Annotated in this window: 24 protein-coding genes; 16 read left to right on the forward strand and 8 right to left on the reverse strand. The window is 60.5% G+C overall.

Annotated features, from left to right (window positions below; genetic code table 11):
* From K9857_RS21510 to K9857_RS21520, 3 genes are all read left to right on the forward strand, one after another.
* Positions 1–1558 (forward strand): ATP-binding protein (locus tag K9857_RS21510; protein WP_224539085.1); only part of this gene is annotated, 1558 nt, incomplete at its 5' end.
* The gene (locus K9857_RS21515) at positions 1555–2949 is read left to right on the forward strand and encodes a sigma-54-dependent transcriptional regulator (protein WP_224539087.1); all 1395 of its coding nucleotides are present in this window, start codon (positions 1555–1557) and stop codon (positions 2947–2949) included. The genes K9857_RS21510 and K9857_RS21515, both read left to right, overlap by 4 nt.
* Positions 2950–2989: 40 nt before the next feature.
* Complete coding sequence (locus K9857_RS21520) at positions 2990–3445, forward strand: YiiD C-terminal domain-containing protein (protein ID WP_224539089.1); 456 nt, start codon at positions 2990–2992, stop codon at positions 3443–3445.
* Between the two features lie 153 nt (positions 3446–3598).
* Here the strand turns inward: K9857_RS21520 and cysQ are convergent, their stop codons facing one another.
* Both cysQ and nudE read right to left on the reverse strand, forming a co-directional pair.
* On the reverse strand, positions 3599–4426 hold the full coding sequence (cysQ, locus tag K9857_RS21525) for a 3'(2'),5'-bisphosphate nucleotidase CysQ (RefSeq protein ID WP_224539092.1): 828 nt from the start codon (positions 4424–4426) through the stop codon (positions 3599–3601).
* Positions 4423–4989 carry an ADP compounds hydrolase NudE gene (nudE, locus tag K9857_RS21530; protein ID WP_224539094.1) on the reverse strand — a complete coding sequence of 189 codons (567 nt, stop codon included), beginning with the start codon at positions 4987–4989 and terminating at the stop codon, positions 4423–4425. Before nudE ends, cysQ begins: the two co-directional genes overlap by 4 nt.
* 88 nt (positions 4990–5077) lie before the next feature.
* Between nudE and yrfG the strand changes: the two genes are divergently transcribed.
* Positions 5078–5740, forward strand: a complete 663-nt coding sequence (yrfG, locus tag K9857_RS21535) for a GMP/IMP nucleotidase (protein WP_224539096.1) — start codon at positions 5078–5080, stop codon at positions 5738–5740.
* Between the two features lie 114 nt (positions 5741–5854).
* On the opposite strand, the gene lysM is transcribed toward yrfG, so the two are convergent.
* Entirely contained in the window at positions 5855–6298 is a 444-nt protein-coding gene (gene lysM, locus K9857_RS21540; RefSeq protein WP_224539098.1) for a peptidoglycan-binding protein LysM, read from the reverse strand.
* Positions 6299–6436: 138 nt separating this feature from the next.
* On the opposite strand from lysM, the gene K9857_RS21545 reads away from it, so the two are divergent.
* From K9857_RS21545 to K9857_RS21560, 4 genes are all read left to right on the forward strand, one after another.
* Positions 6437–7324, forward strand: coding sequence for a LysR family transcriptional regulator (locus tag K9857_RS21545; RefSeq protein WP_224539100.1), 888 nt, complete (start codon positions 6437–6439; stop codon positions 7322–7324).
* A 93-nt stretch (positions 7325–7417) separates the two neighbouring features.
* Entirely contained in the window at positions 7418–8257 is an 840-nt protein-coding gene (gene fdhD, locus K9857_RS21550) for a formate dehydrogenase accessory sulfurtransferase FdhD (protein WP_224539102.1), read from the forward strand.
* Entirely contained in the window at positions 8254–10602 is a 2349-nt protein-coding gene (locus tag K9857_RS21555; RefSeq protein ID WP_224539103.1) for an FdhF/YdeP family oxidoreductase, read from the forward strand. Before fdhD ends, K9857_RS21555 begins: the two co-directional genes overlap by 4 nt.
* 325 nt (positions 10603–10927) lie before the next feature.
* Positions 10928–11404, forward strand: a complete 477-nt coding sequence (locus K9857_RS21560; RefSeq protein ID WP_224539105.1) for a glycine zipper domain-containing protein — start codon at positions 10928–10930, stop codon at positions 11402–11404.
* A 64-nt stretch (positions 11405–11468) separates the two neighbouring features.
* On the opposite strand, the gene K9857_RS21565 is transcribed toward K9857_RS21560, so the two are convergent.
* Together K9857_RS21565 and K9857_RS21570 are read right to left on the reverse strand one after the other, a co-directional pair.
* Complete coding sequence (locus tag K9857_RS21565) at positions 11469–11888, reverse strand: acyl-CoA thioesterase (protein WP_224539108.1); 420 nt, start codon at positions 11886–11888, stop codon at positions 11469–11471.
* Positions 11889–11934: 46 nt separating this feature from the next.
* A complete protein-coding gene (locus tag K9857_RS21570; RefSeq protein WP_224539110.1) occupies positions 11935–13863 on the reverse strand; it encodes an ATP-dependent DNA helicase RecQ in 1929 nt (642 codons plus the stop codon).
* A 402-nt stretch (positions 13864–14265) separates the two neighbouring features.
* Here K9857_RS21570 and K9857_RS21575 point away from each other — a divergent pair, with 402 nt between their 5' ends.
* From K9857_RS21575 to K9857_RS21600, 6 genes are all read left to right on the forward strand, one after another.
* On the forward strand, positions 14266–14571 hold the full coding sequence (locus K9857_RS21575; RefSeq protein ID WP_224539112.1) for a hypothetical protein: 306 nt from the start codon (positions 14266–14268) through the stop codon (positions 14569–14571).
* A 396-nt stretch (positions 14572–14967) separates the two neighbouring features.
* Positions 14968–15267, forward strand: a complete 300-nt coding sequence (locus K9857_RS21580) for a hypothetical protein (RefSeq protein WP_224539114.1) — start codon at positions 14968–14970, stop codon at positions 15265–15267.
* Positions 15268–15450: 183 nt separating this feature from the next.
* Entirely contained in the window at positions 15451–15939 is a 489-nt protein-coding gene (locus K9857_RS21585) for a helix-turn-helix domain-containing protein (RefSeq protein ID WP_224539115.1), read from the forward strand.
* Complete coding sequence (locus K9857_RS21590) at positions 15936–17207, forward strand: type II toxin-antitoxin system HipA family toxin (RefSeq protein ID WP_224539118.1); 1272 nt, start codon at positions 15936–15938, stop codon at positions 17205–17207. The genes K9857_RS21585 and K9857_RS21590 overlap by 4 nt, the downstream gene beginning before the upstream one ends.
* A 45-nt stretch (positions 17208–17252) precedes the next feature.
* Positions 17253–17606 carry a DUF1493 family protein gene (locus K9857_RS21595; protein ID WP_224539120.1) on the forward strand — a complete coding sequence of 118 codons (354 nt, stop codon included), beginning with the start codon at positions 17253–17255 and terminating at the stop codon, positions 17604–17606.
* A 42-nt stretch (positions 17607–17648) separates the two neighbouring features.
* Complete coding sequence (locus K9857_RS21600) at positions 17649–18503, forward strand: DMT family transporter (RefSeq protein ID WP_224539128.1); 855 nt, start codon at positions 17649–17651, stop codon at positions 18501–18503.
* 68 nt (positions 18504–18571) lie between these two features.
* Here K9857_RS21600 and K9857_RS21605 read toward each other — a convergent pair whose 3' ends face one another.
* From K9857_RS21605 to K9857_RS21615, 3 genes are all read right to left on the reverse strand, one after another.
* Entirely contained in the window at positions 18572–20113 is a 1542-nt protein-coding gene (locus K9857_RS21605; RefSeq protein ID WP_224539122.1) for a phosphoenolpyruvate carboxykinase, read from the reverse strand.
* 181 nt (positions 20114–20294) lie between these two features.
* Complete coding sequence (gene hslO, locus K9857_RS21610; protein WP_224539124.1) at positions 20295–21197, reverse strand: Hsp33 family molecular chaperone HslO; 903 nt, start codon at positions 21195–21197, stop codon at positions 20295–20297.
* A gap of 201 nt (positions 21198–21398) precedes the next feature.
* Complete coding sequence (locus K9857_RS21615) at positions 21399–21803, reverse strand: RNA-binding S4 domain-containing protein (protein ID WP_224539126.1); 405 nt, start codon at positions 21801–21803, stop codon at positions 21399–21401.
* Positions 21804–22080: 277 nt separating this feature from the next.
* On the opposite strand from K9857_RS21615, the gene K9857_RS21620 reads away from it, so the two are divergent.
* Positions 22081–22500, forward strand: a complete 420-nt coding sequence (locus tag K9857_RS21620) for an ATP-dependent zinc protease (protein WP_411961595.1) — start codon at positions 22081–22083, stop codon at positions 22498–22500.
* Positions 22497–23402 carry a 30S ribosomal protein S6--L-glutamate ligase gene (gene rimK, locus K9857_RS21625; RefSeq protein ID WP_175376484.1) on the forward strand — a complete coding sequence of 302 codons (906 nt, stop codon included), beginning with the start codon at positions 22497–22499 and terminating at the stop codon, positions 23400–23402. Before K9857_RS21620 ends, rimK begins: the two co-directional genes overlap by 4 nt.
* The last annotated feature ends 42 nt before the right edge of the window (positions 23403–23444 follow it).

A 23444-nucleotide genomic window follows, 5' to 3' on the forward strand; every position in this document is an offset into this window, starting at 1 on the left:
CAGCGTCAACCAGGGCAACGCCAACCGACTGTTAAAAAACATCAGCACCCAGACCGGTGCCGAAGTCATGTACCTGATGGACACCACGGGCAAGACTTTGGCGGCCTCCAACTGGGACAAACACGACAGTTTCGTCGGACGCAATTTTTCCTTCAGGCCGTATTTCAGCGAAGCCATGGCCGGGCGCCTCGGGCGCTTTTTCGGGTTGGGCACCACGTCTGCCAAGCGCGGTTACTTCTTCGCCGCCGCCGTGCGCAACGGCGAGAAAATCACCGGAGTGCTGGTGGTCAAGGTCGATCTGGACCACACCGAAAGCCTGTGGGGCAAAACCCCCGAACAACTGCTGCTGACCGATCACAATGGCGTGGTCATTCTCACCTCACGGCCGGAATGGCGTTTCCGCGCGACCCGCCCGTTGAGCGAAGACGAGCGCCTGGCCATCAGCGCGATCCAGCCGTATCCGACCCGCGAGCCGAAGCCGCTCAAACTCAACCCCGACGCCTGGTTGACCCAGACCCAGACCATGGCGGAAACCGGCTGGAACGTCAGCATCCTTGCCCCACGCACCCTGATCGACCGGCCCGTGCGCACCGTGGTCGCCATCGGCGGTGCGACTTTATTGGTGGTGATGTTGTTGCTAGGCCTGATGATGCAGCGCCGCCGCCATTATCTGGAGCGTATCGATTTCGAAGCCAAGGCCCGGCGTGAACTCGAAGGCCGCGTCGCCGAGCGCACCAGTGACCTGGAAGGACTCAACCGGCGCCTCAAACAGGAAGTGCTGGAACGCGAACAGGCCCAGCAGGAACTGGTGCGCGCCCAGGACGATGTGGTTCAGGCCGGCAAGCTCTCGGCTCTGGGAACGATGTCGGCAAGCATCAGCCACGAACTCAACCAGCCCATCGCCGCGATCCGCAGTTACGCGGAGAACGCCGAAGTGCTGCTCGACCACCAGCGCACCGACGACGCCCGCGGCAACCTCAAGCTGATCAGCGAATTGACCGGGCGCATGGCCTCGATCATCGCCCACCTGCGCGCCTTTGCCCGGCGCGACCGCCACGCCCCGGAAAGCGTCGCCCTGCAACCGGCGCTGGACGACGCCCTGGCGCTGTTGGCCAAGCGTCGACGCAGCATGGAGGTGGAGCTGATCCGCGACCTGCCCGCCGCGACGCTGTGGGTCGAGGCCGGGGAAACCCGTCTGCGCCAGGTACTCGGCAATCTGCTGGCCAACGCCCTGGATGCCCTCACCGAAAAAGGCCCGCCGCGCAAACTCTGGTTGAGTGCCCAATCCACCGCCGATGGCGTCAACCTGTACATTCGCGACAACGGCCCCGGTTTCTGCATGGAAGCATTGGGCCGCGCCAGCGAGCCCTTCTACACCACCAAGACCCGCACCCAGGGACTTGGCCTGGGCCTGGCGATCTGCGAGACCCTGATGCGCGCCTTTGGCGGTGAACTGTCGTTCGCCAACCACAAGGAAGGCGGCGCGCTGATTACCCTGAAACTGCGCGCAGGCGCACCGGGCGTGAGCCTGCAACCGTCCGAGGACCGAAGTGCATGACCATCGACAATCGCATTCAGGTGGTGTTGATCGACGACGATCCCCACTTGCGTCAGGCCCTGAGCCAGACCCTCGATCTGGCAGGCCTGAAGGTGGTGTCGCTGGGCGAAGCCCGTGGCCTGGCCGCGCAAATCGAACGCGACTGGCCGGGTGTGGTGGTCAGCGACATTCGCATGCCCGGCATGGACGGCATCGAGTTGCTCAACGAACTGCATGCCCAGGACCCGGAGCTGCCGGTGCTGCTGATCACCGGCCACGGCGACGTGCCGCTGGCGGTGCAAGCGATGCGCGCCGGGGCTTACGACTTTCTGGAAAAACCCTTCGCCAGCGATGCCCTGCTCGACAGCGTGCGCCGCGCCCTGGCACTGCGCCGTCTGGTGCTGGATAACCGCAGCCTGCGGCTGGCGTTGAGCGATCGCAACGAATTGAGCACGCGGCTGGTAGGGCAATCGCCTTCGATGTTGCGCCTGCGCGAACAGATTGGCGCCCTGGCGGCGACCAAGGCCGACGTGCTGATCCTCGGCGAAACCGGCGCCGGCAAGGAAGTGGTGGCCCGCGCGCTGCACGATCTGTCGAGCCGCCGCAACGGCCCGTTCGTGGCGATCAACGCAGGAGCCCTGGCCGAGTCAGTGGTCGAGAGCGAGTTGTTCGGCCATGAGCCCGGCGCCTTCACCGGGGCGCAGAAACGGCGCATCGGCAAGTTCGAATTCGCCAATGGCGGCACCCTGTTCCTCGATGAAATCGAAAGCATGAGCCTGGATGTGCAGGTGAAATTGCTGCGTTTGCTGCAAGAGCGGGTCGTTGAACGGCTGGGCGGCAACCAGCTGATCCCGCTGGACATCCGCATCATCGCCGCCACCAAGGAAGACCTGCGCCAGTCCGCCGATCAGGGCCGTTTCCGCGCCGACCTGTATTACCGCCTGAACGTCGCGCCGCTGCGAATTCCGCCGTTGCGCGAACGTGGTGAAGATGCACTGGTGCTGTTCCAGCACTATGCCGACGAAGCGAGCGCTCGCCACGGTTTGCCGCCCCATGAACTGCAACCGGGTCAACGCGCGTTGCTGCTGCGTCACACCTGGCCCGGCAACGTGCGCGAATTGCAGAACGCCGCCGAACGCTTTGCCCTGGGCCTTGAACTGGCGCTGGACAACAACGAGACCCAAGGCGCTGCCGGCACCCCGGTCGAGGTGGTCAGCGGCGGCTTGAGCGAGCAAGTGGAAAACTTCGAAAAAACCCTGATCGCCGCCGAGCTGGCGCGCTCGCATAGCTCCTTGCGCAGCGTCGCCGAAGCCCTGGGCATTCCGCGCAAGACCTTGCACGACAAGCTGCGCAAACACGGTCTGAGCTTCGCCGACAGTGGTGCCGCCAACCACAGCGATGAACTCGAGTGAGCCAACGCCCTATCACCCCCTGCATACAAGAGACAGCTGAATGAGCCGCGACAGTCGTCAACTGGAATCGATCCTGCACCACGACATCCCCCTCACCCGGGACATGGGCCTCAAAGTGCTCGACTGGCACGATCAGCAACTGCGCCTGCACTTGCCGCTGGAAGCCAACGTCAATCACAAGAGCACCATGTTCGGCGGCAGCCTGTATTGCGGCGCGGTGCTGGCAGGTTGGGGCTGGATGCATCTGCGCCTGAAGGAAGAAGGCATCACCGACGGGCACATCGTGATTCAGGAAGGCCAGATCAACTATCCGCTGCCGGTGACGGGCGACGCCCACGCCATCTGCCCGGCACCGAGCGCGCAGGTGTGGAAGAAGTTTCTGACGATGTATCAGCGTTATGGCCGGGCGCGGTTGGCCCTGAATACGCGGGTGGTGAATGCGGGAAGCGATGAGGATGCGGTGAGGTTCGTGGGGCAGTATGTTCTGCACCGGTAGAGTACCTGTGGCGAGGGGGCTTGTCGAAACGTCGCACCGCCCCGTTGGGTCGCAAAGCGGCCCCAAAAAGATGGGACTGCTGCGCAGTCCAACGGGGGCAAGCCCCCTCGCCACAGAGGTAATGAGGTAATGAGGTAATGAGGTAATACGGACTCAGGAACGGGCCAGTTCCAACAAAGTCTCCCGCCAAGCCGCCTTCGCCGGCAACGCCAGGAAAAACCCGTTCAACAACGATTCCCGCGCTGGATAACTGAACGGCTCACCACTCAAATCCAGCACCTCGCCGCCCGCCCCTTCCAGCACACCCTGAGCCGCCGCAGTATCCCACTGGGACGTCGGCGCCAGACGCGGATAGCAATCCGCCGCACCTTCGGCCACCAGACAAAACTTCAGCGAACTGCCGATGTTCGCCAACTCCAGCTCACCCAATCCGCTGCTCAAGCCCGCCAGCAAACGCTCCTGCTCCGGGCTGGAGTGCCGACGGCTGGCAACCACGGTAAAGGCTTTCCCCGCCGGCGGCACTTCGCGCACTTGAATCGGCTGCGGTTCGGCACCTTTGTCGCCACGCCACGCACCCAACCCCGCACCACCGACATAAAACCGGCCGTTGGTCGGCATCGAAACCACGCCGAACACCACCCGCCCCTGCTCGATCAGCGCGATATTGACGGTGAACTCTTCACTACCCGAAATGAATTCCTTGGTGCCGTCCAGCGGGTCCACCAGCCACCAGCGCTGCCAGCCGGCGCGCACGTTTTGCGGGATGTTGGCGTCTTCTTCGGACAACACGGGGATGCTCGGGTCCAGCGCCGTCAGCCCGGCGACGATCAGATGGTGAGCGGCCAGATCCGCAGCCGTAACCGGCGAATCATCGGACTTGGCCGTTACCGCAGTGCCTGTGCGCCAGAACGGCAGGATCGCATCGCCCGCCTTCAACGCCAGTTCGATCACCGGCGCCATCAATGGATGAGGGAAATTCATGGCAGGAACACTCCGCGCTGGGTCAACAGATCTCGGGCCAGGTACAACGCCGCCAAGGCGCGGCCTTCAGTGAATTGCGGATTTTGCGCCAACGCCGACAGCTCCCGCAGATTGACCTTGCCCAGCCCCATGGGCTCCGGCTCGTCACCTGGCAGACGCTCTTCGTACAGATCGGTGGCCAGCACCACCTGGATCTTCTGGCTCATGTAACCGGGCGACAACGACAACTCGGTCAGATGCTCCAGCTGCCGCGCGCCAAAACCGGCCTCTTCTTTAAGCTCACGGTCCGCCGCCGCCAGCACGTCTTCACCCGGCTCGATCAAGCCCTTGGGCAACGACAGTTCGTATTCGTCCGTGCCGCCGCAATACTCCTCGACCAGCACCGCATGATCAGCATCGAGCATCGCCACCACCATCACCGCGCCATAACCGGCACCTTTGCCAACCAGGCGCTCATAGGTGCGTTCCACGCCATTGGAAAAGCGCAGCTTGAGCTCTTCAACGCAGAACAAACGACTGGTGGCGACGATTTCGCGGGCGAGGACGGTGGGTTTCTGGCGCATGCAAAGCTCCTTGGCGTGAACGCGCTACTATAACGCGGCTTTCCCGATTGTTTACGCCAGATATCTTTCTACCGCCCGAGACACTGCCATGCCTTTATTACCATGGCCCGACATCGACACCGTCCTGCTGGACATGGACGGCACGCTGTTGGACCTGCACTTCGACAACCATTTCTGGCTGGAGCACCTGCCCCAGCGCTACGCCGAATTGCACGGGGTCAGCCGAGCCATGGCCGAGCTTGAGTTGCAGCCGCTGTTCGAGCGCAACGCCGGCCAGTTGCAGTGGTATTGCCTGGATTTCTGGAGCGCGGAACTGAAGCTGCCGGTGCGCGAACTGAAACTGGAAACCGCCCATTTGATCGCCCTGCGCCCGGATGCGGACACTTTTCTGGCAGCGATCAAAAAGGCCGGCAAGCGCGTGGTGATGATCACCAATGCGCACCGCGATTCACTGTCGCTCAAACTTGAAAGGATCGAACTGGCGCCGTATTTCGAGCGGTTGATCAGCTCTCACGATTACGGCTTCCCCAAGGAGAACCCGCAGTTCTGGGATGCGTTGCAGGCCGACATCGATTTCGACCCGGCGCGCAGCCTGTTCATCGACGACACCTTGCCGATTCTGCGCAGTGCGCGGGATTTCGGCGTGGCGCATTTGTTGGCCGTCAAAGAGCCGGACAGCCGCAAGGGGCCCAAGGACACGGCGGAGTTTGCGGCGGTTGAGGATTATCGGGAGTTGATTGCAGGCCTTTAAAACCGAGGCGCCTGGTTCGCGGGCAAGCCTCGCTCCTACAGGTCAAATTTGTGATCGACACAAAACCTGTAGGAGCGAGGCTTGCCCGCGAAGGCCATCACGCGGTCTGAAGCCTTACTTCGGAGGAATCCGCAACGACTGCCCCGGATAGATCTTGTCCGGATGCGACAACATCGGTTTGTTGGCTTCAAAGATCTTGTTGTACAGATTGGCATCGCCATACACACGCTTGGAAATCGCGCTCAGGGTGTCGCCCTTCACAACAGTGACAAACACGGCAGCCGCTACGACAGGCCCGGTCACGGTGATCTGATCGTCCACACTGCCGACCCCGGCGATATTGCCCACGGCCAGCAGAATCTTTTCTTTCTCCTCCTGACTCGATACCTCGCCGGTCACAATGACTTTGTCGCCATCCACCGTCGCCTGTACATTCGGATTACCCAGGCCAACCTTACTGATGTGATCTTTCAACTGCTCACTGGCATTGGCGTTACCGGGCGTCAACAAATCCAGCAGTTTTTCGCCTGCCTCTTTCACAAAGCTCAAAAGACTCATCGTTTGCTCTCCCTGGAAAGTTAGTTGTCCAGACGCAAAAGCCTAGACCACCCTCGCCGAACACGGATCCAACCCGACCAATGACGCCACTTGGCCCCAAGCGATAGAATCGGCACTTTCCCGGCCCCAGGAGCGAAGATGGACATCAAGCAACTCAAATTCCTCATCGCTCTCGACGAAACCCGGCACTTCGGCCAGGCCGCTGCGCGCTGCCACATCACCCAGCCGACGCTGTCCATGCGCCTGCGCAGTCTCGAAGAAGAACTCGAACTGCCACTGGTCAATCGCGGCCAGCGCTTCGAAGGCTTCACCGCCCCGGGCGAGCGGGTGCTGGCCTGGGCGCGCACGGTTTTGGCGGCCTATGATGGCTTGTACGCCGAAGCGGCCGCCTGTCGCGGCAATCTGGTCGGCACTCTGCGTCTGGGCGTGGTGCCGCTGTCGAGCTTCGATCCGCTGCCACTGTTGCAACGCCTGCACGCCGAACACCCGAACCTGCGTTTCGAACTGTCGTCGCTCAGTTCCGAGCAGATCCTCGAACAACTGGCGAACAACCGTCTGGATCTCGGCGTGTCGTATCTGGAGCGCCTGGACGCCGAGCACTTCGACTCGCTGACCTTCAGCGAAGCGCGCATGGGCCTGCTCTACGATCACCGCTTCTTCAACTTCGGCGAAGCGCCGCTGAGCTGGGAGTCGTTGATTGAGCTGCCGCTGGGCATGCTCACCAGCGGCATGCACTTTCGTCAGTCCATCGACCACAACTTTCACAGCCGCGGTCTGACGCCCCAGCCAATGTTGCAGACCGATGCCGTGCATCAGTTGCTGCAAGCTGTGCACGGCGGCTTGTGCTGCGCGATCATGCCGCTGGACAGCGGCCTGGAAAGCCTGACCGATGACTTGCGCCTGCAACCTATCGAAAATGCCCAGACCCTCGGCCGGCTGGGGCTGATCATGCGCCGCAGCGCACCACGTTCGGCGCTGGCGGAGGCCTGTTTTGCGATCTATCAGCAATCGCTGGCGGGCGCTTGATCGACGGCATCTATCGGTAGATCAGTAATAGCGATTAGACGTGACATGTTGTCGCGCCTAGTCTTAAACCTGATCAAAACCCTTGGTGATGCCATGGACACCCAGCGCCCCTCCTGCCCGGCGCCCGCTCTGGAAACGCCCGCGCCTGCCGCCAGCCAGACCTACAGCTACAGCGATCTCGAAAACTCTGAGTCGACCAGCACCGCGCTGGCCGAGGAAGTGGCGTTGTCGATTGCCTACAACGGCATCAACCAGGCGGTGATGCTGGTGACGCCGACCGACCTTGAAGACTTCATCGTCGGCTTCAGCCTGGGCAGCGGCATCATCGAGGACGCCAATGACATTTATGACCTGCAGCTGACACCCGCAGGTTCCGCGCAATACGCCCAGGTGACCATCGCCAACCGCGCGTTCTGGAACCTCAAGCAGCAGCGTCGACAAATGGCCGGCACCAGCGGCTGCGGGCTGTGCGGCGTGGAAGCGGTCGAGCAGGCATTGCCGGACCTCAAAGTGCTGCCCGGCGCACCACTGCCACCGGCGCAATGGCTCGACGGCCTGCGCCAGCGCATCAGCGCCTTCCAGCCGCTGGGTCAATACAGCGGCGCGGTGCATGCGGCGGTGTTCATGAACGATCAAGGCGAGCTGCTGCTCGGTCGCGAAGACATCGGCCGGCATAACGCTCTCGACAAGCTGATCGGCGGGCTGATCCGCCGCAACATCCCGATCACCGGTGGCCTGGCGATCGTCACCAGCCGCTGCAGCCTCGAACTTATCCAGAAAGTCTTGCGCGCCGGCATCCAGACCCTGGTCAGCCTGTCGTCGCCCACGGGCCTTGCCGTGCAATGGGCCCGTCGCCATAACCTCAACCTTATCCATTTGCCCCAGAAAAACGCGCCGCGGGTCTACAGCCCTGCGCGGGAGAACCAAGCGTGAGTCAACACCGTCAAGCCGACCAGATCCCTGTTCCTCGTTACAAACCCTACAAGGGCGCAGCCGGCGGCTGGGGCGCGTTGATCAGCGTGGCCCAGGCCTGGTTGACCAGCGATAACGCGCTGAAAAACCTGCGCATGATGCTCAAGACCAACAAGAACGGCGGCTTCGACTGCCCAGGTTGCGCCTGGGGCGATTCGCTGGAAGGCGGCATGGTGGCGTTCTGCGAGAACGGCGCCAAGGCGGTGAACTGGGAAGCGACCAAGCGCCGTGTCGATGGCAAATTCTTCGCCAAACACAGCGTCACCTCGTTGCTGGAGCAGAGCGATTACTGGCTCGAATACCAGGGCCGTCTGACCGAGCCGTTGGTCTACAACGCCGAAACCGATCGCTACCAGCCGATCAGCTGGGATGACGCCTTTGCCCTGATCGCCAAGCATCTGCGCGCTCTGCCGAGCCCCGATCAGGCCGAGTTCTACACCTCGGGACGCGCCAGCAACGAAGCGGCGTTTCTCTATCAGTTGTTCGTGCGCGCCTACGGCACCAACAACTTCCCCGACTGCTCGAACATGTGCCACGAGGCCAGCGGTGTTGCGCTGTCGCAAAGCGTGGGCGTCGGCAAAGGCACCGTGACTTTCGATGACTTCGAACACGCCGATGCGATTTTCGTCTGGGGCCAGAACCCGGGCACCAACCACCCGCGGATGCTCGAGCCGCTGCGTGAAGCGGTGAAACGCGGCGCGCAGGTGGTGTGCATCAACCCGCTCAAGGAGCGCGGCCTGGAACGCTTCCAGCATCCGCAGCACCCGATCGAAATGCTCACCAACGGCGACAAGCCGACCAACACCGCGTACTTCCGCCCGGCGCTGGGCGGCGACATGGCGATCATGCGCGGCATGGCCAAGTTCCTGCTGCAATGGGAGCGCGATGCGCAGAAAGCGGGCGAGCCGGCCGTGTTCGATCACGTGTTCCTCAACGAGCACAGCGTCAATGTGCTGGACTACCTGGCGGTCATCGACGACACCCCGTGGGAGCAGATCGTCGAGCAGTCGGGCTTGCCGCTGGTCGAGATCGAGCAAGCGGCGCGCATGTACCTCAAGGGCAAGAACGTCATCATGTGCTGGGCGATGGGCATCACTCAGCATCGCCATTCGGTGGCGACCATTCAGGAAATCGCCAACCTGATGCTGCTGCGCGGCAACATCGGCAAGCCGGGCGCGGGCCTGTGTCCGGTGCGCGGTCACAGCAACGTGCAGGGCGACCGCACCATGGGCATCAACGAGCGTCCGCCGGTGGCGTTCCTCGATGCGCTGGAGCGTCGCTTCCAGTTCAAGGTACCTCGTGAAAACGGCCATAACGTGGTCGAGGCGATCCACGCCATGGCCGAAGGCCGCTCGAAAGTGTTCATCGCTCTGGGCGGCAACTTCGCCCAGGCCACCCCGGACAGCCCGCGCACCTTCCAGGCCCTGAGCAATTGCGACCTGACCGTGCAGATCAGTACCAAGCTCAACCGCAGCCACCTGGCTCACGGTAAAGACGCGCTGATCCTGCCGTGCCTGGGCCGGACCGACATCGATATCCAGACCGAAGGCCCACAGGCGGTGACCGTTGAAGACTCGTTCAGCATGGTCCACGCCTCCAACGGCCAGTTGCAGCCGCTGTCGAACCAGATGCGCTCGGAGCCTGCGATCTTGGCCGGTATCGCCGCCGCGACCCTGGGCAGCCATCCGGTGGACTGGAACTGGCTGGTGGCGGACTACCGTCGCATCCGCGACCTGATCGCCGACACCATTCCCAACTTCAAGGACTTCAACGAGAAGATCAAGAACAAGGGCGGTTTCTACCTGGGCAACACCGCCGGTGCGCGCAAGTGGAACACCGCGTCGGGCCGGGCCAATTTCCGTCCGAACGCGCTGCCCAAGGACTTGATCCACGAGCGCACCCGCGCCACGGGCAAGCAGCCGGACCTGATCCTGCAATCAATGCGTTCGCACGATCAGTACAACACCACGATCTACGGCCTCAATGACCGCTATCGCGGGGTGAAAGGCCAGCGCGACGTGTTGTTCGTCAACGAAGCCGACATCATGCGCCTGGGCTTCAAGCCGGGGCAGAAGGCCGACATCGTGTCGCTGTGGGACGATGGCGTGGAGCGTCGGGTGAAGGGTTTCACGCTGCTGGCGTTCGACATTCCAGCCGGGCAGGCGGCGGCCTATTACCCGGAGGTGAATCCACTGGTGCCATTGGAAAGCGTCGGGGATGGCAGCCATACGCCGACCTCGAAGTTCGTGGCGATCCGGTTGGAAGCGGCGAGTGAGACCGGGTTGATTTTGGCGCAGTCGGCTTGATGCGGTAGCAGGTCCGGCCTCTTCGCGGGCAAGCCTCGCTCCTACAGATTTGCGATGTTGTTATCTGTAGGAGCGAGGCTTGCCCGCGAAAGCGTCAGACCGTTAAATACAAATCTTCGCACTGTCCAAACGCCCACAAAAAAGGCCGTTTTTTCACAAAAACGGCCAATCCGAAGTAGTAAAAGACCGGCGAAAAATCATTAAGTTCCACCTAAAAAACAGCAACTTATAGAAATGTGCTCAAGTCGTGTTACTCGTCGGATTTCGATTGTCACACCCATGACACAGCCTCAGGATCGCGCCGTCATCCCCTTGAGGTTCCTCCATGAAGTTCTCCTCGATTCTCTTGTTGTCCCTTGGCCTGGTCAGTGGCATTGCCTCTGCTGGCGGCACCACCGAAGCAGGTGTGGGCGGCGCGTTGGGCGGGGTTTTAGGCTCGGTCGTCGGCCAATCGATTGGCGGCAATACAGGTTCCACCATTGGCGCGGCCCTGGGCGGCGCGGGTGGTAGTGCAGTAGGCGCAGACAAACGCAGCCGTGGCGAAGCCGCCATTGGTGGTGCGTTGGGCGCAGCAGGCGGTAACGTGGTCGGCCGCAGCATGGGCGGCACCACCGGCAGCCTGATCGGCTCCGCGGCAGGCGGCGGCGCCGGTGGCGCGCTGGGTAACTACATGGGCAACAAGAGCGATGACGACGATGATGATCGTCGTGGCGGCCGTCGCTACCGTGACGACCATCGTCATGACCGTGGCCACCACTATGGTCACCGCAAGCATCACAAACACTGGCGCCACCGCGACTAACCTCGCAGGCTTGGCCGACAGTTAAAAAATCGCAGCCTCAGGGCTGCGATTTTTTTTGCCTCTGCTAAACCACCAGACGCTCCATCGCCCCACGCAAGCCGCTCGGGATCGACACCGGCTGATTCGACGCACGATCGACGAACACATGAACGAAGCGCCCCGCCGCGCAGGCCTCGTCTTCGCCTTGCTTGAACACCGCCAACTCGTACTGCACCGAGCTGTTGCCCAGCTTGCCGACCCGCAGGCCGATCTCGATCCGGTCCGGGAAAGCGATGGAAGCAAAGTAGTCACAGGCTGAACTCACCACGAACCCCACCACTTCACCATCGTGAATATCCAGGCCACCGACCTCGATCAGATAGGTGTTCACAGCAGTGTCGAAGAAGCTGTAGTACGTGACGTTGTTGACGTGCCCATAGGCATCATTGTCGTGCCAACGGGTGGTGATGGGCTGCAAGTGCGGGTATTCGGAGCGTTGGGGCATCGGTGCTTGTTCCTGTGAGAGTTCCTGCGAGGGTTTCTGAGGGGCTTCAGAGGTGCGACTGAGCCCACGACCTTACTTCGCCATAGGGGTAATCTTCCAGCACCGCGTACCCCGTCACCGTCCGCGCCTTGAGCCTGGTGAACATAGGCACGCTGATCCCGCACAGGAATCGCGTCAGCCGCTCAGCCGACGGTGGAAGCCCTGTGTGCTGTTCATGCCTGTGGATAAAATCCCCGCACAACGCCTCGAAGTTTTTATCCACAAGCGCCGGCAACGCCGGTGGTTCGGGCAGTCGGGCCACCTGACCGATACACACCGAAGAATGCCCACAATGCTGCGGTGCATTGTGGTCGCCAAAATACTCGGCCAGTCGATAGCCAAGGCATCGCTCGGTTGCGAACAGATCGAGCATGGCATGAATCCGCGCGACTTCGGTCTGCTCATGCCGGGTGAAATACCCGTGCAGTTCCTCGCTCAACGCCGCGCTGTCGAAACCACTGTTCAACAGGCTGTAGACCTCGGTCATCAGCTTGCTTTCAAGCTCGACCCAGCCCTTCTCCTGGAAGTAATCCAGCGCCTTGACCACCCGATCGCGCTCGGCGTGATACTGGTCGTACAGCGCCTCAAAACTCACCGTCGCCCAGGTTCTTGCGCGCTTGGATGTTTGAATGATCGCCTCGACAAAATCCCTGCGCTCGCCTTCGAAACGGGCCAGCAATGCCTCGGGCTCTTCGAGGTATTTGAATCGGTACTCGGCGTAATAGGCGTAACGCGGCGCGATGATTGCGCGCAGTTCCAGTTGCACCAGCAAAGTTTTGAGCGGCAGCTGGCGGATGTTGCTGTCGTCCGCCAATGGCCCCAGCAAAAACTCCCACTGGCCTTGCGGCTCGCTGGCCTTCAATTCGTCGAGCACATGGCGGATGCCGTCCAGTTCCGGCGTGTCGCCATAGACGAAATTTTCCAGCACGTTGAGGCTGTCGCGGTTGGCCAGCACCAGGCAGTCGGAGGGCTGACCGTCACGCCCGGCGCGACCGATTTCCTGACTGTAGTTTTCGATGGATTTGGGCAGGTCGAAATGCACCACGTTGCGGATGTCGCTCTTGTCGATGCCCATGCCGAAGGCAATGGTGGCGACGATGCAATTGCACTGTCCGTCCATGAAGCGCTTCTGCAGAGTTTCCCGTTGCTCGTGGGGAAGTCCCGCGTGATAGGCCTCGGCCGGAATGTTATTGCGCTGCAGATGTTCGGCGATGTGTTCGGCGGTTTTTTGCAGGGTGACGTAGACGATGCTCGGCTGGCCCGGTCGCTGGCTCATCCACTCGACAAGGCGTCTGCGCTTGTCCTGGCCGCGCACCGGTTCCACCCACAGATTGAGGTTCGACCGATAGAAGCCGGTGGTCACCACGTCCTGGGCCGCGATGGCGAATTTGGCCTGCATGTCGGCGATCACCTGAGGCGTTGCAGTGGCCGTCAACAGCAAGACTTGCGGGATGTTGAACTGGCGTTGGTAGTCCGGAAGCTTGAGGTAGTCCGGGCGGAAGTTGTGGCCCCATTCGGAGATGCAGTGCGCTTCGTCCACCACCAGCAACGAGATCGGCACCTGCTGCAGAAAGTTGCGGAAGCGCTCGTTCTTCAGGCGCTCCACGGAAATCATCAGGATCTTCAATTCGCCGGACTTGGCGCGCGCCATGACATCACTGGCGTCGTCGCGGCTTTGGGCAGAATCGATGCTGCCCGCGCTAATTCCGTGGCGCTGCAGAAACGCCAACTGATCCTGCATCAGCGCCAACAGCGGTGAGACCACCAACGTCAAATGCGGCAGCATCACCGCCGGTAACTGGTAGCACAGGGATTTGCCGGAGCCCGTGGGGAAGATCGCCGCCGCCGAGCGCCCGGCCAAGACCGCGCTGATGGCCGCTTCCTGGCCGGGTCGAAACTGTGGATAACCGAAAACCTGTTCCAGGGTGTTGTGCATAAGCTGTCACTCCGTTGACCGCTGGGGAGCCCAAAGCCTAGTCGGCGATGGCAGCGAGTCGAGAAAAGGTCGGGGCAAAAAACGATACCGGATGATACGGCATCCTCACCGAGGTCACGTCGCGAGGCGCATTCGAAATCTCCTACATCACATGACGCGTCCCTTCAGACGTTTTTGGGGACGCGCCTGACAAGTGCGCAGGAATTTTCAGCCATCGGGCCTCCCCTGCGGATAACCGTGCTCACCTGTAGGGCCATTCCGCAAAACCGGAAAAAGGCCCTACGAATCCTGTCGATTGCGCCTGTATTGCCGCAGCGAACCGGCCCCTGCATAGTTTTGCTCGCGGCTGACAGTGCATCGGCCTGCCGGCAAGACTGCCCGACCTTCCAAAGGACTGACTCGATGAACATGCCCGATCCGCTCACCACCCGCTATCGCCCCCTTTCCAGCCGCTACAGCAAAACGCCCGTGCTGGTCATCGACACCGAAACCGATCCCATCGAAATCCTCGACGCCGCCCGCCAACGCATCCGCGCCGCCAGCGACCTGCTCGAAACCCTGTACTGCCTGTGCTTCAAAAAAGCCGACACCCGCGACATCCCCAACATCGTCAACGCCCTGTACCTGCTGACCCAGGACGGCAACGACCTCCTCGACACCGCCCGCCAGCGCCTGCCCAAAACCCAGACTAAACACGTTAATTTGTAGGAGCGAGGCTTGCCCGCGAAGAACGATAACGCGGTCCCCAAACACCTCACCACAGAGCAGAAAAGCCTGTAGGCATCGCCCTCCCAATTCTTCGGCAAGGTCCTACAAAACACGACGCCTTATCGCCTATCGCCAACCGGACACCAAATCCTATAGTCCGGCCGTCGCTGCAAAATCAGCGCATCAGGTTTGGTCACCTGAGTTAGCTACACACATGCACCCGTTGTATGCTGCCGACGCTTTTTTGTGTCGGTACGCTTTATGGCGGCTGTGTTCGGGATGCCTTCGGGCATACCGGTTCTGTGTGTGTCACCGGTTGACCAACCTGAACACAGTCGTCTCCCATCGTTTGGTCACGATGGAGGCAAATCCTTTTGACACACACGAGTAAGCATCATGAAAAAGTGGACATCATTCACCAACGAACGCTACCGCCCCCTCTACACCAACCTCACAGACAGCTTCCCGCTCGTCATCGACACCCAAGCCAACCCGCAAGACATCATGGAAGCCGCCTTGCAGCGCATCCGAGCCTCCAGCCAGCTCCTGAAAACCCTGCACTGCCAAAGCTTCAAAGAAGGCGACCTCGAAGACATCCCCCACATCACCCACGCCCTCTACCTGCTGACCCAGGACGGCTGCGACCTCCTCAAAGTCGCCCAGCAGCAAATGCTCGGCTGGAAAGCGCCGGCCTGACATCGCGTAACGAATGATTAAAATGCCATTATTTTGGCTGTTTAGGTAAAAAACAGCTGGAATAATGGCAGTTATCCACTCAACCAAAATTATCTGATCCATTATTCCTGACCTGAGAGTATCTCTTTCCCTAAGTGCTATTATTCTGGTAGTTAAGGCGAATTAATGAAGGAATATTGGCACATGGCCAAGAAAACAGCTCCGCTCTTGCCCGCCACATCCAGGCTGCTTTCCGAGCTGGGCGAGCGCCTGAAGCTCGCCCGATTGCGCCGAAAGCTCACGGCCAAACAAGTCGCCGAGAGATCTGGCATGTCGCTGACAACGTTGCGCTCTCTCGAGTCAGGCGGGTCGGGGGTGACCATCGGTGCCTATTTGTCAGTCATGCAGGTTCTGGGGCTGGAGAAAGATCTGAACAAGCTTGCAGCGTCTGATGAGTTGGGCCGGCAACTGCAGGACGCGCAGCTGATAACAAAAACAGCCTCAACCACACGCCAGCGAGTCAGCAGAACAAGCGCGGTAAAAAAGACCTCTCCACGCCCTGAAAAAGAATCTGGAGTCATTGAAAGTGCTGCTCCGTCATCCGACCCATCCGATGACTTTCCCCTTAACACCCGCTCACTATCCAATCTGTTGGCCCCAAAAAAAGCCAAACCCTCGGCAGGTGAAAAATGACAATGATTGCGGTGTATGCCGACTGGGCATCATTGAATGGCCCCAGACGCCTGGGTTTTCTGCATACCCATAAATCTCGCAGCGGCGAAGTCTTCGAGTTTGAATACGACAAGGTCGCGTTGGCAGATCCAGAGCTGAATTCCATAAAGCTGGACCCGCGAATCGGTTTCTATGAAGGTCGTCAGTTTCCCGGCCATCACCAAAGCCGATTTGGGGTGCTCGCTGACTCAAGCCCGGATCGGTGGGGCCAACTTCTGATGAAGCGACGGCTGGAGCGAGATATCCGTGACGGTTTGGTTGCCAAAGGCAGCAAGCTTCACGAATCAAATTTCCTGCTGGGTGTACATGACCGCTACCGCGTCGGAGCGATCCGCTACAAGCTCAATGACGAAGGTAACTTTCTCGATGACCGCGATGGAGTGGCCGCTCCCCCCTTCATCGAATTGCGAGCTCTGGAACAGGCAAGTCGCGCTTTGGAAAACGATCCGGACAACACCTCACGCGACGGTCGCGAGTGGCTGAGGATGCTGATCGCACCGGGCGGCTCGCTCGGCGGTGCCCGACCAAAGGCCAGCGTTGCGGACGAGCACGGTCATTTGTGGATTGCCAAATTTCCCAGTACCCGTGATGACTACGACGTTGGTGCCTGGGAATTGGTGGTGAATGCATTGGCCGAACACTGTGGACTGCGAGTTGCGCAGGGTCGGGCCCGACGTTATGCCAGCGATCATCACTGCTTCATGGTCAAGCGTTTCGATCGTACCGCGCAGGGCGGTCGACTGCATTTTGCCTCAGCCATGACCATGACCGATCGAGTCGACGGTGACGATGCTTCAGTCGGTGCGAGCTACCTTGAATTGGCGCAAGTGCTGATGGAACACGGCTCGCAAACCAACAGCGACCTTCAAGAGTTATGGTCTCGAATCGTCTTCAATATTCTGGTTTCCAACACTGACGATCATTTGCGCAACCACGGATTTATCCTTGACCCAGGCCGGGGATGGCGATTGTCTGCCGCTTATGACATGAACCCGGTGGCACATGCCGATGGCCTGAAGCTGAACATCACCGATACCGACAACGCCTTGGATCTGGAACTGGCTCGCGAGGTCGCGGAGTATTTTCGAGTCAGTCGTGCAGATGCAGAACACATCATCGATAGCTTCAGGGGAGTTATCAGCCAATGGCCAAAATTGGCGGAGGCACTTGGCCTGTCGAGACGTGAGCAGGAGAACATGGCGCCCGCATTTCGACTGGCGAGCGATTAGCCTCACAGGCGATGCTGGCTAATACACAACGGGAATTATCCATCTATGAACCTCTCCCCCACCCTCCCCGACGACCCGACCCTGCACCAACTCATCCAACTCCTTCACGAAGAAATCGGCCTGCCCGAGCGCAAAACCATCACGCTCTCCACCTCGATCAACCTCGACCTGGGCTGCAACGGCGCCGATGCCCAGCACCTGATCGAGACACTGGAAGACCACTTCGCCATCGATTTCGTGGATTACGACAGCTATCGCTATTTCCAGCCCGACGGCTACGATGTGTATTTGAAGCGCAAGGCCAAGGGCCGTGGCGAGAAGGTGGCTTTGACCATCGGCATGCTCTACCGGGCGATCAAGGCTAAACGCTGGGACACCGAGGTGCTGGAAGGCCTGTAACGCCCCTGCGCGCAACGATAAGGACATTGTGTGGACGTACTGATGGGGTTGCTGGCCGCCTTGCTGTGGGGCGGCACGGATTTCCTGGTGGGAGTGAACGCTCGGGCGGTCGGGGTCAAAAGGGCTGTTTATTTCGGTCAGGCGCTGGGTTTCACCATCATGAGTCTGATCCTGATGGTCTTCCCCGTCTTCATTCTTCGCGCCATGGCGGCGCCGCTGGAAACCTGGTTGCTCGGGATGGTCGCGGCGATGCTGACCGTGTCCGGCGCGTTGTCGCTGTCCAAAGCCTTTGCCTTGGGCAAAGCCTCGATCGTGGCGCCGCTGGTGACCACCTACGGCGTGGTGACGACCTTGCTGTCCTGGTTCGGCGGCGAGCAGATCAGCCTGCTGCAATGGGCCTGTATCGCGCTGTGTGTGATCGGTGTGATCCTCTCCAGCGCTCACGCCAATCCGAAGGTGCCGCACACCACGCAGGCGACCAGCTCGATTGCCTATGCGCTGCTGGCAGCCGGGTTCTACGGCACCAGCTTCTGGCTGCAGGGACATTTTGTTTTGCCCGCCCTGGGACCTGTGACAATGCTCTGGCTCGCCTACTTCATCGGCCTGATCGTGCTGGTGGCGATCGTCCTCAAGATGGATGAAGGCCTGAAAATCCCGCCGCTGAAAAACTGCCTGACGCTGACCGGCGCCAGCCTGATGAACCTCGGCGGTTTTTCGGCATTTGCCTGGGGCGCGGTGGCCGGCTCCGTTTCGGTGGTCACAGTGATCAGCACCCTGTCGGGTGGGATCGCGGCGATCCTGGGCTTTCTGTTTTTCAAGGAACGGCTGGAAAGAGTGCAGGTGCTGGGCGTCGTGCTGGTGTTGCTCGGGGCGTTCGTTTTGCACCTCAAAGCCTGAAAGCCTGAAACGCCGCGCACAAAAAAGCCGCCCCGAAGGGCGGCTTTTTCATGGCTTCAAACCAACACTTACAGCTTTGGACCAGCAGCCTTGATCGCGTCGCTCACGTCGAACTTCTTGAAGTTCTCGATGAACAGGCCGGCCAGTGCTTTGGCGGCTTCGTCGTAGGCGGCTTTGTCGGCCCAGGTGTTGCGTGGGTTCAGCAGGCCAGTCTCAACGCCCGGAACGGCTTTTGGCACGTCGAGGTTGATGGTGTCCAGGTGCTCGGTCTCGGCACCGATCAGAGCGCCGCTCTGGATCGCTGCGATCACGCCACGGGTGGTCGGGATGTTGAAACGCTTGCCGACGCCGTAGCCACCGCCGGTCCAGCCGGTGTTGACCAGGTAAACCTTGGAGCCGAAGCCGTTGATGCGTTTGATCAGCAGTTCAGCGTATTCGCCAGCCGGACGCGGGAAGAACGGTGCGCCGAAGCAGGTGGAGAAGGTCGACTTGATGCCGCCGCCCGAACCCATTTCGGTCGAACCGACCAGCGCGGTGTAGCCGGACAGGAAGTGGTAGGCCGCCTGCTCGTTGTTCAGGATCGACACTGGCGGCAGTACGCCGGTCAGGTCGCAAGTCAGGAAGATCACAGCGTTCGGCTCGCCGCCCAGGTTCGCTTCCGAACGCTTGGCAACGTGCTCCAGCGGGTAGGCCGCGCGGCTGTTCTGGGTCAGGCTGACATCGGCGTAGTCGGCGTGCTTGGCGTCGTCGATCACGACGTTTTCCAGCACCGCACCGTGCTTGATGGCTTTCCAGATGACCGGCTCGTTCTTCTCGGACAGGTCGATGCACTTGGCGTAGCAACCGCCTTCCATGTTGAAGACAACGCCTTCGCCCCAACCGTGCTCGTCGTCACCGATCAGGTAACGGCTTTCGTCGGCCGACAGGGTGGTCTTGCCGGTGCCGGACAGACCGAAGAACAGGGTCACGTCGCCCTCTTCGCCGATGTTGGCGGCGCAGTGCATTGGCAGCACGTCGGCAGCCGGCAGCAGGAAGTTCTGCACGGAGAACATGGCTTTCTTCATTTCACCGGCGTAACGCATACCGGCGATCAGCACTTTCTTCTGTGCGAAGTTGAGGATCACGCAGCCATCGGAGTTGGTGCCGTCACGCTCAGGCACGCACTCGAAGTTGGCAACGTTGAGGATCTGCCACTCTTCACGGCCAGCCGGGTTGTACTGCTCTGGATTGATGAACAGGCAACGGCCGAACAGGTTCTGCCAGGCGGTCTGGGTGGTCATCTTCACAGCCAGGTAGTGCTCGTGAGCAGCACCTACGTGAACGTGGGAAACGAAGTGCTCTTGCGCGTTGTTGAACGCTTCGACGCGAGCCCACAGGGCATCGAACTTGTCGGCCGGGAACTTGCGGTTGATCGGGCCCCAGGCAATGGCTTCCTGAGTAGTCGGCTCTTCAACAATGAAACGATCGACTGGCGAACGGCCGGTACGGTGACCGGTACGAACAACCAGTGCGCCGGTATCGGCAAGCTCGCCCTCACCGCGATTCAGGGCTTCTTTAACCAGATCATCAACACTCAGATCGGTGTACACGGCGTTATTGGCTTGCGTCATGAGTTTCCCCGTCGGCCAGTGGCCGAGTGTGCTCCAAACGTTTTGTAGTAGAAAGTCGTGCACTACTACCGCGAAAAAAGTGGCCCGGATTATGCCAGAAAAGCCCAAAAAGAGTAGGGCCCTCCCGTCGTAACGGCGTTATTCCGGCACGAACCAGTGAATTTACCTGCGCTGAACCGTTTTAGTGACGGGTATCTGACGGCGTGTCGACGCCCGCTCCGGCGAACAATTGAGCGACATCGGCGGCATCGAACAGGTATTGCTGGTTACAGAACTGGCAGTCGATCTCGATGTGACCACCGTGTTCGACCACCAGATTCTGCGCGTCTTCATGACCCAGACTGACCAGGGCATTGGCCGAACGTTCGCGCGAGCAGCTGCAGCGAAAGCGCAGTTTCTGCACGTCGAACAAACGTACCTGCTCTTCATGGTAGAGGCGGTGGAGCACGGTTTCGTTGTCCAGGCTCAGCAGTTCATCGACGGTCAGTGTCCCGGTCAGGGCGCTGAGATGCTGCCAGTTGGCGGCGCGCTCTTCTTCGTCCTTGATGCGGTCGGATGGCAGTTGCTGCAGCAAAATGCCGCGGGCACGACGGCCATCGGCGCACAGTGTGATGCGCGTGCCGATCTGCTGGGACATGACGAAGTAGTTGGTGAAGCACTCGGACAGGTTGTCGCCGTCCAGATCAACGACGCCCTGGTAGCGCTGGCCCTGTCGTGGGTCGATGGTCAACGTCAGCGAGCCATCCGGCATCAGGTCGGACAGGGTCGCGTCAGGCGCGATACGGTCTGCTTCATAACGGGCCAGACCACGGATGTCGCGCTCGCTGGAGCACTCGATCATCAGCAGCGGGATCGGGCCTTCGGAACGGGCCTGGAGAATCAGCAAGCCATCGAACTTCAGGGTGCCGACCAGCAGCGCCGCGGCCGCCATCAGTTCGCCCAGCAGTTGCGCGACCGGTTCCGGATAGGCGTGTTTGGCCAGGACTTCGGCGTAGCTGAGTTCCAGCGAAACCATTTCGCCACGGGTGTCGCTGTCATCGAAGATGAAGCGTTGAGTGAAGTCGGTATCCGGTAGGTCGGTCATAAGTCTGGGTATCTGAATGGTAAAAAGGGTTCAACGCCTCTGACGCCGTAGGCCCTCTTTATGGCCCATGGGGTCGGATGCTGTAGCGATTTTCGACGAGCGGCTATTTAACAGGCTCGCTGTGACGTCGGGGAATCCCCCGATATGGTTACTCGCCCGGGCAATTGCAAGTCGGCCCCGGACGAAGTGGCCAAATTGTCACTACTCGTTGCTGCTGCCGCGAAACTTGAACAAGTCGCGCCGCTGCTTCTTGCTCGGCTTGCCATCTGTGGTGACACCCAAGGCGCCGGCCTTGCGCTGGGCCGCGGCGGCTTCGCGTTTGGCGATGCTGGCTTCGGTCTCTGTATAAAGTGTCTGCGCTTCCGGCGCGCCACGTCGCACGATCGACAGCGCCTGAACCACTACGGTGCGCTCATCGAAACCGGTGCGAATCTCGAACTCATCGCCGATGCGCGGCTCTTTGCCCGGCTTGCAGCGCTCGCCACGGTGATGCACCTTGCCGCTTTCTATCGCGGCCTTGGCCAGGGCGCGGGTCTTGTAGAAGCGCGCCGCCCATAACCATTTATCGAGGCGAACTTTATCGTCCTCTTCGCTTTTTTGTGCCATCGGATTTCCTCGTTCTGAAATATTGGTGAACTGTACTACCGTTCTGGCGTACCAAGAATTGCGTGGCCCAGGATTAGAATGCCGACATTTCCTAACCTCATTGGGAAACAGGAAATCGGGACCGTAGATATCTGTCGCCTTTTAACCATTATTCTGCGTGAATACCGCGAAATCGGTCGCCTGTGACCATCGAGGTTTTTTTACCGGTTGAGCAATTTTGAAGACATTTGATCATTTGACCGTTGTCGGTCTGCGCGAGTGGGTGGCGCTCCCAGATCTGGGAGTCGCGGGCCTTCGGGCAAAAATCGACACCGGCGCCAGCACCTCCAGCCTGCATGCCACCGACATCGAGGTGTTCGACCGCGATGGCGAGCAGTGGGTGCGCTTCACCGCGCACTTGGGCACGGTGGTGCAATTGCGTCACCGTCGCTGCGAAGCGCCGTTGGTGACGAAAAAAACCATTAAAAGCTCCAACGGTCATGCGCAGGTGCGATACGTGATCAGCACCACCCTGGCCCTTGGTGATCGGGTCTGGCGGGTTCAGTTCACGCTCGCCTGCCGCAAATCCATGCGTTATCGCCTGCTACTGGGCTCCAAAGCCCTGATCGACGGCCAGTTGGTGGTCAATCCGGGCATTAAATATGTACAAGACAAGCCGGTGTTCCCGGTATCTACCTCTTCCACAGGTGTTGCATGAAGATCGCTGTGCTGTCGCGTAATCCGCGTCTGTATTCCACCCGCCGCCTGGTCGAAGCCGGAACCGAACGCGGCCATGAAATGGTGGTGGTCGATACCCTTCGTGCCTACATGAACATCGCCAGCCACAAGCCGCAGATCCACTATCGCGGCAAACCGCTGGAGGGCTTCGATGCGGTGATTCCACGGATCGGTGCGTCCGTGACCTTTTATGGCTGCGCCGTGCTGCGTCAGTTCGAAATGATGGGCGTATTCCCTCTCAATGAATCGGTGGCCATCGCCCGTTCGCGGGACAAGCTGCGTTCGCTGCAACTGCTGTCACGGCGCGGCATTGGCCTTCCGGTCACCGGATTCGCCCACTCCCCCGACGACATTCCCGACCTGATCGCGATGGTCAACGGCGCGCCGCTGGTGATCAAGGTGCTGGAAGGCACCCAGGGCATCGGCGTAGTGCTGTGCGAAACCGCCACCGCAGCGGAATCGGTGATCGAGGCGTTCATGGGCCTCAAGCAGAACATCATGGTGCAGGAGTACATCAAGGAAGCCGGCGGCGCCGACATTCGCTGCTTCGTGGTGGGCGACAAGGTGATTGCCGCGATGAAACGCCAGGCCAAGCCGGGCGAGTTTCGTTCCAACCTGCATCGCGGCGGCAGCGCCAGCCTGATCAAGATCACCCCGGAAGAACGCATGACCGCCTTGCGCGCGGCGAAGGTCATGGGTTTGACGGTGGCGGGCGTGGATATCCTGCGCTCCAATCATGGGCCGCTGGTGATGGAGGTGAATTCGTCGCCGGGTCTGGAGGGGATCGAGACCACCACAGGCAAGAACGTGGCGGGGATCATCATTGAGCATTTGGAGAAGAATGGCGGGCCGAACATGACTCGGACCAAAGGCAAGGGTTAAACCCAACATCATTTGGAGATATTGAGATCGCCTTCGCGGGCA

The organism is Pseudomonas sp. REP124 (assembly GCF_020164475.1).
In the GTDB taxonomy this organism is placed as follows: Bacteria; Pseudomonadota; Gammaproteobacteria; order Pseudomonadales; family Pseudomonadaceae; genus Aquipseudomonas.

Coding starts and splice junctions, on each gene's coding strand:
- K9857_RS21515 (WP_224539087.1), top strand. CDS start 1,555: ATGACCATCGACAATCGCATTCAGGTGGTGTTGATCGACGACGATCCC.
- K9857_RS21520 (WP_224539089.1), top strand. CDS start 2,990: ATGAGCCGCGACAGTCGTCAACTGGAATCGATCCTGCACCACGACATC.
- cysQ (WP_224539092.1), bottom strand. CDS start 4,426: ATGAATTTCCCTCATCCATTGATGGCGCCGGTGATCGAACTGGCGTTG.
- nudE (WP_224539094.1), bottom strand. CDS start 4,989: ATGCGCCAGAAACCCACCGTCCTCGCCCGCGAAATCGTCGCCACCAGT.
- yrfG (WP_224539096.1), top strand. CDS start 5,078: ATGCCTTTATTACCATGGCCCGACATCGACACCGTCCTGCTGGACATG.
- lysM (WP_224539098.1), bottom strand. CDS start 6,298: ATGAGTCTTTTGAGCTTTGTGAAAGAGGCAGGCGAAAAACTGCTGGAT.
- K9857_RS21545 (WP_224539100.1), top strand. CDS start 6,437: ATGGACATCAAGCAACTCAAATTCCTCATCGCTCTCGACGAAACCCGG.
- fdhD (WP_224539102.1), top strand. CDS start 7,418: ATGGACACCCAGCGCCCCTCCTGCCCGGCGCCCGCTCTGGAAACGCCC.
- K9857_RS21560 (WP_224539105.1), top strand. CDS start 10,928: ATGAAGTTCTCCTCGATTCTCTTGTTGTCCCTTGGCCTGGTCAGTGGC.
- K9857_RS21565 (WP_224539108.1), bottom strand. CDS start 11,888: ATGCCCCAACGCTCCGAATACCCGCACTTGCAGCCCATCACCACCCGT.
- K9857_RS21570 (WP_224539110.1), bottom strand. CDS start 13,863: ATGCACAACACCCTGGAACAGGTTTTCGGTTATCCACAGTTTCGACCC.
- K9857_RS21575 (WP_224539112.1), top strand. CDS start 14,266: ATGAACATGCCCGATCCGCTCACCACCCGCTATCGCCCCCTTTCCAGC.
- K9857_RS21580 (WP_224539114.1), top strand. CDS start 14,968: ATGAAAAAGTGGACATCATTCACCAACGAACGCTACCGCCCCCTCTAC.
- K9857_RS21585 (WP_224539115.1), top strand. CDS start 15,451: ATGGCCAAGAAAACAGCTCCGCTCTTGCCCGCCACATCCAGGCTGCTT.
- K9857_RS21590 (WP_224539118.1), top strand. CDS start 15,936: ATGACAATGATTGCGGTGTATGCCGACTGGGCATCATTGAATGGCCCC.
- K9857_RS21595 (WP_224539120.1), top strand. CDS start 17,253: ATGAACCTCTCCCCCACCCTCCCCGACGACCCGACCCTGCACCAACTC.
- K9857_RS21600 (WP_224539128.1), top strand. CDS start 17,649: ATGGGGTTGCTGGCCGCCTTGCTGTGGGGCGGCACGGATTTCCTGGTG.
- K9857_RS21605 (WP_224539122.1), bottom strand. CDS start 20,113: ATGACGCAAGCCAATAACGCCGTGTACACCGATCTGAGTGTTGATGAT.
- hslO (WP_224539124.1), bottom strand. CDS start 21,197: ATGACCGACCTACCGGATACCGACTTCACTCAACGCTTCATCTTCGAT.
- K9857_RS21615 (WP_224539126.1), bottom strand. CDS start 21,803: ATGGCACAAAAAAGCGAAGAGGACGATAAAGTTCGCCTCGATAAATGG.
- rimK (WP_175376484.1), top strand. CDS start 22,497: ATGAAGATCGCTGTGCTGTCGCGTAATCCGCGTCTGTATTCCACCCGC.